Here is a 12163-nt window from a genome sequence, read left to right as displayed (position 1 = left end):
TTTCATATCGGCCGTGCTGATCGTGGATCAGTTGTTCATGGCCTCGAAGAAGTCGTGGTTGGACTTGCTGTATTTGAGCTTGTCCAGCAGGAAGTCCATGGCGTCCATCGTGCCCATCGGGGCCAGGATGCGGCGCAGAACCCACATCTTGGACAGCTCGGCGCGGTCCACCAGAAGCTCTTCCTTACGCGTGCCCGACTTGGTGATGTCGATAGCGGGGAAGGTGCGCTTGTCGGCCAGCTTGCGGTCCAGAATGAGCTCGGCGTTGCCGGTGCCCTTGAACTCTTCGAAGATGACTTCGTCCATGCGCGAGCCCGTGTCGATCAGGGCCGTTGCGATGATCGTCAGCGAGCCGCCTTCCTCGATGTTACGCGCAGCACCGAAGAAGCGCTTGGGGCGCTGCAGGGCGTTGGCGTCCACACCGCCGGTCAGCACCTTGCCCGAGGAGGGAACGACGGTGTTGTAGGCGCGGGCGAGGCGGGTGATGGAATCCAGCAGGATGACTACGTCGCGCTTGTGCTCGACGAGGCGCTTGGCCTTTTCCAGAACCATTTCCGTTACCTGGACGTGGCGGGTTGCCGGTTCGTCGAAGGTGGAGGAGACGACTTCGCCGCGGACCGAGCGGGCCATGTCCGTCACTTCTTCCGGGCGTTCGTCGATCAGAAGGACGATCAGGAACACTTCGGGGTGGTTGGCGGAGATGGACGCTGCGATGCTCTGGAGCATCACGGTCTTGCCGGTGCGGGGCGGGGCGACGATCAGGGCGCGCTGGCCCATGCCGATCGGCGTCACGAGATCGATCACGCGCGGGGTGTAGTCGCGCTGGTCTTTCTTACCCTTGCCGCGTGGAGAGGACTCCGTGACGGCGGCTTCGGTCTGTTCGACTTCCATCTTCAGGCGACGCTCGGGGTAGAGCGGCGTGAGGTTGTCGAAGTTGATGCGGGTCCGGACGGTTTCCGGAGCCTCGAAGTTGATGGTGTTGACCTTCAGCAGCGCGAAATAGCGCTCGCCGTCGCGCGGGGCGCGGATCTGGCCTTCAACGGTGTCACCCGGGCGGAGGCCGAAGCGGCGGACCTGGGTGGGGGAGATGTAGATGTCGTCAGGGCCGGGAAGGTAGTTGGCTTCCGGGCTGCGCAGGAAACCGAAGCCGTCCGGCAGGATTTCGAGCGTTCCTTCGCCGTAGATCGCCTGATCGCGCTCGGCAAGGGTCTTGAGGATGGCGAACATGATGTCCTGCTTGCGCATGGACGAGACGTTCTCGATCTCCAGTTCCTCTGCATAAGCCAGCAGATCGGCCGGAGATTTTTTCTTGAGTTCGGCGAGATGCATGAAAGACGCGCCTTGATGTGCCGGTAGGGGCAGACCTGATAGGGGAGGATGCGCGACCACACAGAAGACAGGGCGACTGGGTGGGGGCTTCTGGTGTCAGGCGGGGATCCGTAAAGATTGCGCAGGACAGTGAAGCGGGCGTCATCCGGATGGAAAGGGAGACCGGGTGACAGGACGTCACCGGAAAGTCGTCCTTCGATTACCGGAGCGCGCGAACCGGTGTCAAGGCTGGGGCGCACGCTTCGGATCACTTTGATCTATGTCAGTTTTCCGGGATCAGGCCTTCAGCATGGCGTCTGCCGTGCGCAGGGACAGGGCCATGATGGCCAGGGCGGGGTTGGCGGCGGCGGCGCTGGGGAAGATCGAGTGATCGGAAATCCACAGATTGTCGATATCGAAACTGCGGCCTTCCGGATCAACAACATTGCTGTCTGCATCCGTGCCCATGCGGCAGGTGCCGATCATGTGGGCGGCGCGGTCGATGACGCGGATGTCCTTTGCGCCGACGGCCTCCCACATCTGCGTCAGCAGGCGGGCGGCGTGGTGGTGCATGGCCCATTCGTTTGGGCCGTAGGAATGTTCGATCAGCGGTTTGGGGATGCCGAATGCGTCCTTTTCGTCCGAAAGCGTTACGCGGTTTTCGGGGCGGGGGAGACATTCGCCGTTGATGCCCATGCCGGCGGATCGGTTGTATCCGGCGAGTGCGCGGGCGAAGGCCGGACCGCGTGTCGTGGTGCTGCGGGCGAGGTTCTGACCCCAGGTCGCGGGCATCATGCCCAGTGACTGCACCAGATAGCCACCAACGAAATCCGCGTCTTTCGGGCGCATCATGTCTTCGGTGATGGTCAGGGACGGATATCCGCGATTGGGGCGGATATCCTCGTCGAATTCGCCCCAGACCTGTGTGGAGACATGGGTCATGTAGTTCTGGCCGATCTGACCGGAGCTGTTGGCGAGGCCGTTGGTCAGGAGCAGGCGCGGTGTTTCGACGGCACCAGCGGCGAGGACGAGGGTCGCGCATTTCTGGCGGTGTTCGACGCCGTTCTGGCGATAGACCACGCCGGTCACGCGGCCGGAACTGTCACGCTCGATCGTGTGGGCGAAGCAGCCGGGGCGGAGTTCTGCACCATGGGCGACGGCCATGGGGAGCCAGGTGTTGTCCGCGCCGGATTTGGCGCCGTTGCGGCAGCCCTGATGACAGGCGCCGCAGTTCGCGCAGCCATGACGGGTGCCGAAATGCGGCTGTTCGATATCGCGGGTGATAAGGGCGGCCGGGCCGTCCGCGTGGCGCAGGCCGAGCGCGTCACAGCCGTCTCGCATTTTCAGCGCGGCGGAGTTGGCGGGCGGGGGCGCGTAGGCGTAGCGGCGGCTCGGGTCCCACGGGTAATGGGCGGGGCCGGAGACGCCGATGAAGGATTCCACGCGCTCGATATAAGGAAGGAGTTCGTCCAGACCGAAGGGCCAGTCCACGCCCTTGCCGGTTTCGGTGTGCAGGTGGAAGTCGCGGGCGTCCATGCGGGGCATGAAGGCACCATAATGCAGCAGGGAGCCGCCGAGGCCGGTGCCGCTGTTGTTGCCGCCGAAAGCCTGCGGGTTCGTGCCGGCGGAGAGGCGTTCGTGCAGCCAGTACAGTTCGCGGGCCGCGACCTCGTCGGGGGTGTGGCCCATGGCGGTGAAGGCGGGACCGGCTTCGAGCACCACGACGGTTTTGCCGTTGCGGGCGAGTTCCGCGGCCAGCGGCGCGCCACCGGCACCGCTGCCCACGACGACGGCATCGACGATGTCTGTTTCTGCGAATGTCTTCATGACGGATGTGCTGCTCATTGCGTGGAGTCTGCCATCTGGGCGAGGGGCGCGGTGGCTTTGGGCTCGAAATCTTCGCGGCTGTCGGGGCCGACTTCGGTGAAGCCCTGGAAGACGGTGTCGCCGCCGGTCAGGCTGGAAGAAATGCCCAGCGCCTGCTGCATGCGCGGGTCACTCATGACGCAGTCCACGACTTCGCCGCGCAGATCTCCGGCCCAGCGTTTCATCTGGGGGGCGGTGAGGCGGTCTTCGCGTTCGAGGCCGATCTGTCCGGCCATCAGGGCGTCGAGCAGGGTGCCGCGCAGGTCCGGGGCCAGATGAATGAAACGGAGTCCGTTCTGCTCGAATGTCACGTCGTCGAGCGTCAGGAGGGCGGCTTCCCAGGCTTGGGCATCGGGCGGGAGGTCTGCAAAGCGCCAGCCGTCGCGGGGGCCGGAGAGGGCGGCGTCGATCCGGGCTGTCACGTTGATGTCGGTGCCAGACGGCAGGATTTCGTCGATGGGAAGCAGGACGGGAAGGAGCGCATCGAGGACGGCATAGGCCTGAAGCGAGAGGGTGCGGGGCTGTGTTTCGGGGGCTGAAAGCCGGGATTTCAGGATCTCGCGGGTGCGGGCGGAGAGGTGGTCGGAGTCCAGAATTTCAGGACGGTCGGGCGGGGGGGACATTGCGGCCTCCTGTGTTTTGGTTTCAAAGTCCGGCGACGGGGATGGTTCCGCCTCCCGCTGGTGACGAAGATGCAGTATCCTGCATTGCCGAACCTATTCCGGTATGGTGCCGGACGTGATTCCGGGGGTCAGTCTTTGGGACAGGCCGCAGGACAGACAGACATTTCCCCGCTTTGGGGCGGGATGCAAGACAGGGAAACAGCATGACGGTCGAGATCAGGGTTCCGGCGCTTGGAGAAAGCCTGACGACTGCGACTGTCGCGCGGTGGCTTAAAAAATCCGGCGACTATGTGCAGCATGACGAAACCATCGTGGAGCTGGAGACCGACAAGGTCAGCGTCGAGGTGACGGCACCCTCTGCCGGGCGTTTGGAAGACTGCGTGGCTGTTGGGACGGAAGTTGAGATTGGCGGCCTGCTGGGCGCCGTGGACGAGACGGCAGAGGCGCCGGCTGCGCCTGAGCCTGCTCCGGTGGCTGAAGCGCCTGCCGATGCCGAACCGGCTGCTCCGCCGCTAGCACCCGAGCCTGTTGCACAGCCAGCGCGTGTCACGCCGCCCGCGCCGGAAGCGCCGAAGCCCGCTACTGTTGCTCCGGCCCCCAAGCTGTCCTCGCATGAAGCGCGGGAACGTCGCGTGCCGATGAGTCGTTTGCGTCAGACGATCGCACGGAATCTGAAGGCGGCGCAGAATACGGCGGCCATTCTCACGACGTTCAACGAGATCGACATGTCCGCCGCCAAGGCGCTGCGGGCACAGTACAAGGAAGAGTTCGAGAAGAAGCATGACGGGGCCCGGTTGGGGTTCATGTCCTTCTTCGCGCGCGCTGTGGTCGGAGCGCTGAAAGATTATCCGGCGATCAATGCGCAGATCGAAGGCGATGAGATCGTCTACCGCGATTTCGTCAATCTCGGCATTGCTGTGGGCACGGAGCGCGGGCTGGTTGTGCCGGTGCTGCATGATGCCGACCAGATGAGCTTTGCCGAACTGGAGCGTCGCATTGCCGATTACGGCAAGCGGGCGCGGACGGGCGGACTGAAGCTGGAAGAGCTGTCGCACGGGACGTTCTCCATCACGAATGGCGGGATTTTCGGATCGCTGCTGTCCACGCCGATCCTGAATACGCCGCAGTCGGGAATTCTGGGGATGCATGCCATTCAGGATCGACCTGTCGTGCGCGACGGGCAGATCGTGATCCGGCCGATGATGTATGTGGCGCTGTCTTATGATCACCGGATCGTGGATGGGCGGGAGGCGGTGAGCTTCCTCGTCCGGATCAAGCAGCTTGTGGAAGATCCGCGGCGCCTGCTTCTGGATCTGTGATGCCTTTTGCATGGCTGGGGCGTTGAAAGACGTACCAGTCATGCTGAACGCCCGGACAGGAAACTGTTCCTTCGCGTTCTGTTTGTTGTTCTGAACTCGGGGATGGTTTTCTGACGATGCGTGATGTTTCCAGACTGACGCGGTTTGTGGCCCTGTTATCTGCGTCCACGGCGATGATGGTGGGCGTTGTGCCGCTGGTGGCCTGTGCGAGGCCGGACAGTGCGGGGCCGGAACTGTCAACGCAGCAGCCCGATACGACGCCATCGCTGGGCGCTTCGGTGCCACCGCCCGCCAGCAATCCGCCGACGGATACGCCGCCGCAGCCTGATCTGGCGCCGCCGCCGATCGATATTCCGGATCTGCCGGTTGTGTCGGATGAGGTGGCGCGGGAAGAGGCGTCCCGGCTGGCTGTGCTGATGAAGCACAATGTCAAAGGATTCAGCACGTACACACCGGAGCGTCGCAAGGCGTTTCTGACGCTTGCGAAGGATGCGGTCACGCAGGCGGACATGCCGGTTTCGCGGCCGCAGCTTGTCATGGTCGTGGATCGTAACGAGAAGATCCAGCATCTGGATTATGTGCTGGCGCTGCCGGATGCACCCTGGGAGTCCCTTGGAGGGACGCCGGTTTCGACTGGGACGACGGGGCGCAAATATTATTACATCACACCGACCGGGGTTTTTCAAAACACGGCGGACCGTCTGGGCTATCGGGCGGAAGGGACGAAGAACAAGTACGGCATTCGCGGGATTGGTGCCAAGGGATCGCGCGTGTGGGACATGGGGTGGCAGACGGCGATGAAGGGCTGGCTGCCACGTCATGAAACCGGGCAGATCCGGCTGGAAATCCATGCGACGGATCCGCAGTTCCTGGAATGGCGTCTGGGGCATCCGGCGTCGGAAGGGTGCATCCGGATTCCGGCGACCATGAACAAGTTCATGGATCATTACGGGTTGATCGATGCGCTGTATGAGCAGGCCGCGAGTTATGACCCGCGCTTTCAGGCGCTGCTGCCGAAGGACCGGCAGCCGACGCAGATTGCGGGTGATCTGGTGGTGGTGATCGATTCAGGGCCGCTGACGGAACCGAAGATCGACCCGATTGCGGATAAAAGACCGTTACCTTAAGTACAGATAAGAAATATTTCAAAATAAGTATGAAAATTTGAAGTAAAGCATGTGAATGTTTTATTTCAGGAACGGTAAAGCAGTTTTCTTGAGCTGAAGCCTTCCGTATGGAATGCGCGCCATTCACTGGAGCCCATTCCCCATGACGTTCAAGATGCGTAACCATGTCCTGCTTTCCGGGTGCTTCGCCGGTGCCCTGTTGCTGGGAGGAAGCGCCTACGCCGATGTTTCTGATGCAAAACAGAAAAAGCATGAGGAACACAAAGCCAAGAAAGAAAAAGCGGCGACGCCTGGCGTGGAAAATCTGACCGTTCTGGGTCATGCCGCGCGGATTGCGCCGGCGACGGTGCCGCTGGATATTACGGAGCCAACATCGAAAATCCAGTCGGGCTTTCTGAGTAACAACATCATTCCGCTTGCCAGCATCGACGATATTATCCGGTTCCAGCCGAGTGTTTATTCGCAAAATCCTAACGGTCCCGGAATGGGTAAAGCCGAGGCGATGAGCCTTCGCGGCTTTCAGGACGGGCAGTACAACATGACGTTCGATGGCATTCCGTTCGGTGATGCCAGTGACCTGCACCATACGACATCATCGCTGTTTATTTCGCACTTCCTGGGGGAGGCGCAGATTGATCGCGGTCCCGGAACGGGCTCCACGATCGGCAATGCGACGTTCGGTGGAACGATGGGGTTCATGTCCAAGACGCCATCGGCCAAGAGTGGCGTGTCGCTGTACGGGACTTATGGCAGTTTCAATACGCGCGCGGGCGGCATCGAATTTGACAGTGGCAAGACGCGTTTTGGCCGTGCGTTTCTTGACATGCAGCATGAAGAGACGAACGGCTATCTGACCAATTCGGCCGAGCGCCGGAGCAATCTGATGTTCAAGGATGTGATTGATCTTGCGCCTGAGACGACGCTGACATTCGAGACGACATATAACAAGGAATGGCAGTACACGACACAGGGTGCGACGCTCGCCGAATATGCGAAATACGGCAAGAATTACGGGCTGTGCAACGATCCGTCCAAACAGTGTTATTACGGATATAATCCCAGCACTTACACGTCCGATTTTGATTATGTGAGCCTCAAAAGCCGCCTTGCATCGTGGCTGACGATGGAAAACCAGCTTTATACGAGCGGGTTCGAGCATGATTATACGGAAAGCACGGATGCCAGCCAGACGAGCACGGCTGCGAACGGTGTGACGTTCTACAATACGGCCGGGAAAAAGGTGGCGACCTATGCCAGTGACATTCCCGGAAAATATGCGGACGCAAAATTCCGTTCCTATGGCGATACGTTACGATTCAAGGCGCATACAGCCTATACGGATATTCTGTTCGGTGTGTGGGCGGATGTGCAGAAGGACCGGCGTTACACCTATGCGCTCGATCTGAGCAAAAATGCGATCCCGGTTCCGTCCAAAACAGGGTCGGCTTACAGCTATGATATTTCCGATCTGAACACGACGGTGCAGCCCTATCTCGAGTTCGATATTCATCCCTGGAAAGGGGCAATTATTAAGCCGGGTGTGAAATATTCCATGTTCATAAGGGACTATGATGCGGCGATGAACAAGTCGACGAAGGTGCCGCTGAAGGACACCCAGCATTATGGATCCTGGCAGCCGTCCGTTGCGATCAATCAACGGATTATGAAGAACTGGAGTGCTTATGCGCAGATTGCACGCGGGTTCCTTGCGCCTCCGATGTCAGTTTTTCAGGTTCAGTCCGTTGGAAATGTGAAGCCGGAAACGACCCTGAATTATCAGGTTGGATCGGTTTATCATGGCAAGAACTGGATGCTGTCACTGGATGGGTATTACATCGATTTTTCCAATTATATCGCTTCCGCACAGATCAATGTCGAAAACATCGGCACGACCTCGACATATGTGAACAGCGGTGGTGCGATTTATCGCGGGATTGAACTCGAAGGGCAGTATGTCATCGGCTACGGCTTCTCGCTTTACGGCAATTACAGCGTGAATGATGCGCGCTACAAACACAGCAGCGTGCGCGTGGCGACAACGCCGGATTCACTGGCCTCGTTCGGTCTGCTTTATGAAAATCCGAAGGGTCCGTATTTCTCTCTGATGGGGAAATATGTCGGGCATCACTGGGGGCTGGACAGCACCACGAATGCAGCGGGCAACACGGTGTTTGAAAATCAGTACAGGATCCATGGCAACGTGACGGCCGATCTGGCCCTGGGCTGGCGTATTCATAATATCGGTGGCTTCATGCGCGATGTGACGCCGAGCCTCAAGATTTCCAACCTCTTCAACAACCGCTCCATCAGCGATTTTGCGGGCAACCAGTCTTACGGTGATGCGCCGCTTTACTGGCGGCTGGCCGGACGGAGTGTATTTTTCAACATGACGGCGACCTTCCCGTGAAAAAGACCGGCTGTGTCCTTCTGTTTGCGCTGTCCCTGACAGGATGTTCGGGCGGAACCTCTGCGCCGTCCGGGCCTGTTCTGGAAAAAGTCGTGCTTCTGTCCCGGCATGGGATCCGGAGTCCGACGGCGTCTCCGGCGTCTTTGAAAGCGAAAACCGGGTTCGATTGGCCTGAGTGGTCCGTGGCACCCGGCGAGATGACGCCGCATGGTGCGGTGGCGCTAGGGGCGATGGTTCAGGCTGTCCGGTCGCATTATCAGCATCTGGCTTTTGGACCGTTGCAAAACTGTTCCGATCAGATCCAGGTCTGGGCGGACGGGGCGGATCACAGGACGCAGCAGACCGGGCAGGTCTGGGCGCGGGATGTGGCGCCGGAGTGTCACGTTATGGCTCAGTGGCAGGCGCAGGGTCCGGACCCTGTTTATAATGCTATTGCGGCGGGTCGTGCGGTGCCGCCGCGGCAGGAGACCGAGCAGGCGTTTGCGTCTGCATTGCCTTTGTCCCGTACTTCGGAGGTGCAGCGCGGATTACAGGCGTTGCAGATGCTTATGGCGCCGGGAGCGTGCGAGGGGGCAGGGCGTACCTCGCATTGTTTGCGGGATGATGCCGTTCTGGACTGGAAAAAAGCCGCGCCACATCTTTCAGGCGGTGTTGCGACGGGGGGTATGGCAGCGGAAAGTCTTCTGCTGCTGTATTCCGAAGGTTTTCCGGTGGATGTGTTCGGATCTGCGAAAGCGGATGTGCCGGGTCTGCTGAAGACTGTCATGCCGGTTCATGAGGCGGAAAGCCTGCTGCTGCGGCGTCTGCCGGTTGTGGCGCAGGCGCGGAACGGGGTTATGGCGCAGAGCATCCGGACGTTTCTGGCGGATCGTCCGGTTGCGGATATTCCCGGTGTGACGGCCTCTACGCGGCTTCTGGTGCTGGCGGGGCATGATACGAATCAGGATGCCATGGCGGCGATTTTCGGGCTGTCATGGGTGTTTGAGGATCAGCCGGACAGTACGGCGCCGGATACGGTTCTAGCGTTCGAGCGGTGGCGTTATCCGGACCGGCATGTGGAGGTCAGGGTGCGGATTTTTCATCAGTCGCTCGAGGAGTTGCGGGCAGGGCAGGCGTCCAATGTCGAGCGGTCGATGCAGACGCTCGAGCCGCGTAATCCGGTCCTTCCCTGACGGAAAACCGCTGCACCTGAAAACTTCATAAAAAAAGCCCGGCTGGAAACAGCCGGGCTTTTCATGTTGTCCGTGCGGACGGGGCGCGGATCAGTGCGTCCAGTCAGCCGGGACCTTGCCGCCATTCTTGGCCAGCTCGGCGTAGACCTGCTTGATGAGCCAGACGTTCATCGTCGCGGTGTCGTCCGTGCTGCCCGAATAATGCAGTTCGCCGGCCAGTTCCTTGCGGGACTGGAGCGAGCTGTCGAGACCGAGCAGCTTCAGGAGATCCACGATGGAGGTCTTGTAGTTCAGCGGCTGGCCGGCCTTGGATGCCAGATCGGACAGGACGGCATCCACATCCACCGGAGCTGCGGCGGGTGCTGCTGCGGGAGCAGCCGGAGCGGCGGCAGGTGCAGTGGCGGCCGGGGCTGCACTGGTGGATGGCGTTGCGGCTTCTGCATGGCCAAAGATCTTGGACATGATGGTGCTGAAAAGACCCATGAGTGTAACTCCTGTTGATAAAGGAAGTCTGGAAGGGGCGTAACCGGGGTTTCGCCCTTCCTGATCCGCCTTGTCTTAGTAGCGGTATTCTTCGTGCTTGAACGGACCATTGACTGGAACGTCGATGTAGTCGGCCTGTTTCTGTGACATTTTGGAAAGTTCTGCGCCGACCTTTGCGAGGTGCAGGGCAGCGACCTTCTCGTCCAGAGACTTCGGCAGGGTGTAGACTTTCACTTCGTACTGGCCCGGCTTTGCCGTCCACAGTTCGATCTGAGCCAGGGTCTGGTTGGTGAAGGATGCGGACATCACGAAGGACGGGTGGCCCGTTGCGTTGCCCAGGTTCACCAGACGGCCTTCGGAGAGAAGGATGATGCGGCGGTTCGGAGCCAGCTCGATTTCGTCAACCTGCGGCTTGATGTTGTTCCAGCGGTAGTTGCGCAGGGCTTCGACCTGGATTTCGCTGTCGAAGTGACCGATATTGCAGACGATCGCACGGTCCTTCATCTCACGCATGTGGTCGATCGTGATGATGTCCACGTTGCCCGTGCAGGTGACGAAGATGTCGCCGCGCGGGGCTGCGTTTTCCATCGTGACGACTTCATAGCCTTCCATGGCGGCCTGAAGGGCGCAGATCGGATCGACTTCGGTCACGAGCACGCGGCAGCCTGCGTTGCGCAGGGAGGCAGCAGAGCCCTTGCCCACGTCACCGTAACCGGCGACCACGGCGACCTTGCCGGCCATCATGACGTCCGTGCCGCGACGGATCGCGTCCACAAGGCTCTCACGGCAGCCATACAGGTTGTCGAACTTGGACTTGGTGACGCTGTCGTTCACGTTGATGGCCGGAACCTTCAGCGTGCCCTTCTTGGACATTTCCCACAGACGATGCACACCCGTCGTCGTCTCTTCGGAGATGCCGCGCACGTCCTTGAGCATTTCGGGGTACTTGTCGTGCATCATGATGGTGAGGTCGCCACCATCATCGAGGATCATGTTCGGCGTCCAGCCATCGGGACCATGGATGGTCTGCTCGATGCACCAGTTGAACTCGTCTTCCGTCAGACCCTTCCAGGCGAAGACGGGGATGTTTGCGGCGGCAATGGCTGCTGCGGCGTGATCCTGCGTGGAGAAAATGTTGCACGAAGACCAGCGGACCGTGGCGCCGAGAGCGATCAGCGTCTCGATCAGCACTGCGGTCTGGATGGTCATGTGCAGACAGCCGGCGATGCGTGCACCCTTGAGCGGCTGTGAGTCCTTGTACTCTTCGCGAAGAGCCATCAGGCCCGGCATTTCGCCTTCGGCGATGGAGATTTCCTTGCGGCCCCAGTCTGCCAGAGTAATGTCGCGAACCTTGTAATCCTGCGTCGTCATGAAATGGCCCTTGCTGCCCATCTTTGGATGGCTGCCTGTATAAAGGCTTGGCGGACCCGCGGAAAGGGCGGGCCCGGCAATAGGCCTGTCGCCCTTATTCCGGCGACGTGGTCTGGGGCGACGTTTCGGTTGGCGTGGACGTCTTGTGGTGCGAGCGGTGATGCTTGCGGGAGAGCTTGTGCACGTCCTTCTGGTTTGAAGGGACGGGACCGGTTTCGGTCGTGGTGCGGCTCATGGCTCCTGGAGCTGCCGGGGGCGGCTGATCCGGCTGTTCCGTGATCGTGCGCGGATTGGTCGGCAGGCTGTTGTTCGGCTGGCTGATCGTGGAGTTCTGCGCCTTCTGGATGGCCGAGGTCGAAGTCTGCGTCTGGTCGTTGCTGGGGGCGCTTACGGCCTGTGCCATGACGGACGGAGCGGCGACGGCGGTGCCGATCAGAAGGCTTGCAGCGAAGAAGGATGTGCGGACGGACATGGACATTCCTTTCCG

At 60.6% G+C, this 12163-nt stretch carries 10 protein-coding genes; 4 read left to right on the top strand and 6 right to left on the bottom strand.

Annotated features, from left to right (window positions below):
• Positions 1 to 27: 27 nt before the first annotated feature.
• From rho to HKD27_RS02875, 3 genes are all read right to left on the bottom strand, one after another.
• Positions 28 to 1329 (bottom strand): transcription termination factor Rho, encoded by a 1302-nt coding sequence (gene rho / locus HKD27_RS02885; RefSeq protein ID WP_194688531.1) that lies wholly within the window; start codon positions 1327 to 1329, stop codon positions 28 to 30.
• Between the two features lie 276 nt (positions 1330 to 1605).
• Positions 1606 to 3135 (bottom strand): GMC family oxidoreductase, encoded by a 1530-nt coding sequence (locus HKD27_RS02880; protein ID WP_194688532.1) that lies wholly within the window; start codon positions 3133 to 3135, stop codon positions 1606 to 1608.
• A 14-nt stretch (positions 3136 to 3149) separates the two neighbouring features.
• On the bottom strand, positions 3150 to 3797 hold the full coding sequence (locus HKD27_RS02875; RefSeq protein WP_194688533.1) for a gluconate 2-dehydrogenase subunit 3 family protein: 648 nt from the start codon (positions 3795 to 3797) through the stop codon (positions 3150 to 3152).
• Between the two features lie 203 nt (positions 3798 to 4000).
• Here HKD27_RS02875 and sucB point away from each other — a divergent pair, with 203 nt between their 5' ends.
• The 4 genes from sucB (at position 4001) to HKD27_RS02855 (ending at position 9822) form a co-directional block, all read left to right on the top strand.
• On the top strand, positions 4001 to 5116 hold the full coding sequence (gene sucB / locus HKD27_RS02870) for a dihydrolipoyllysine-residue succinyltransferase (RefSeq protein ID WP_194688534.1): 1116 nt from the start codon (positions 4001 to 4003) through the stop codon (positions 5114 to 5116).
• A 116-nt stretch (positions 5117 to 5232) separates the two neighbouring features.
• Complete coding sequence (locus HKD27_RS02865; RefSeq protein WP_194688535.1) at positions 5233 to 6243, top strand: L,D-transpeptidase; 1011 nt, start codon at positions 5233 to 5235, stop codon at positions 6241 to 6243.
• Positions 6244 to 6385: 142 nt separating this feature from the next.
• Positions 6386 to 8650, top strand: a complete 2265-nt coding sequence (locus tag HKD27_RS02860; RefSeq protein WP_194688536.1) for a TonB-dependent receptor — start codon at positions 6386 to 6388, stop codon at positions 8648 to 8650.
• Complete coding sequence (locus HKD27_RS02855) at positions 8647 to 9822, top strand: histidine-type phosphatase (RefSeq protein WP_194688537.1); 1176 nt, start codon at positions 8647 to 8649, stop codon at positions 9820 to 9822. Before HKD27_RS02860 ends, HKD27_RS02855 begins: the two co-directional genes overlap by 4 nt.
• A gap of 90 nt (positions 9823 to 9912) precedes the next feature.
• Here the strand turns inward: HKD27_RS02855 and HKD27_RS02850 are convergent, their stop codons facing one another.
• The 3 genes from HKD27_RS02850 to HKD27_RS02840 all read right to left on the bottom strand — a co-directional run bounded on the left by HKD27_RS02850 (position 9913) and on the right by HKD27_RS02840 (position 12148).
• The gene (locus tag HKD27_RS02850; protein WP_011252638.1) at positions 9913 to 10305 is read right to left on the bottom strand and encodes a DUF3597 domain-containing protein; all 393 of its coding nucleotides are present in this window, start codon (positions 10303 to 10305) and stop codon (positions 9913 to 9915) included.
• Between the two features lie 75 nt (positions 10306 to 10380).
• A complete protein-coding gene (ahcY, locus tag HKD27_RS02845; protein WP_194688538.1) occupies positions 10381 to 11676 on the bottom strand; it encodes an adenosylhomocysteinase in 1296 nt (431 codons plus the stop codon).
• Between the two features lie 94 nt (positions 11677 to 11770).
• Positions 11771 to 12148, bottom strand: coding sequence for a hypothetical protein (locus tag HKD27_RS02840; protein WP_194688539.1), 378 nt, complete (start codon positions 12146 to 12148; stop codon positions 11771 to 11773).
• Positions 12149 to 12163: the final 15 nt, after the last annotated feature.

This window comes from Gluconobacter sp. R75690, from assembly GCF_015244525.1.
Classification (GTDB): domain Bacteria; phylum Pseudomonadota; class Alphaproteobacteria; order Acetobacterales; family Acetobacteraceae; genus Gluconobacter; species Gluconobacter potus.
Note: the sequence above shows the minus strand (reverse complement) of the source record. Positions and strands in the feature narration are given on the sequence as shown.

Excerpts from the sequence above, each read along its gene's own strand:
- rho (WP_194688531.1), bottom strand. The coding sequence starts at position 1,329 with ATGCATCTCGCCGAACTCAAGAAAAAATCTCCGGCCGATCTGCTGGCT.
- HKD27_RS02880 (WP_194688532.1), bottom strand. The coding sequence starts at position 3,135 with ATGAAGACATTCGCAGAAACAGACATCGTCGATGCCGTCGTCGTGGGC.
- HKD27_RS02875 (WP_194688533.1), bottom strand. The coding sequence starts at position 3,797 with ATGTCCCCCCCGCCCGACCGTCCTGAAATTCTGGACTCCGACCACCTC.
- sucB (WP_194688534.1), top strand. The coding sequence starts at position 4,001 with ATGACGGTCGAGATCAGGGTTCCGGCGCTTGGAGAAAGCCTGACGACT.
- HKD27_RS02865 (WP_194688535.1), top strand. The coding sequence starts at position 5,233 with ATGCGTGATGTTTCCAGACTGACGCGGTTTGTGGCCCTGTTATCTGCG.
- HKD27_RS02860 (WP_194688536.1), top strand. The coding sequence starts at position 6,386 with ATGACGTTCAAGATGCGTAACCATGTCCTGCTTTCCGGGTGCTTCGCC.
- HKD27_RS02850 (WP_011252638.1), bottom strand. The coding sequence starts at position 10,305 with ATGGGTCTTTTCAGCACCATCATGTCCAAGATCTTTGGCCATGCAGAA.
- ahcY (WP_194688538.1), bottom strand. The coding sequence starts at position 11,676 with ATGACGACGCAGGATTACAAGGTTCGCGACATTACTCTGGCAGACTGG.
- HKD27_RS02840 (WP_194688539.1), bottom strand. The coding sequence starts at position 12,148 with ATGTCCGTCCGCACATCCTTCTTCGCTGCAAGCCTTCTGATCGGCACC.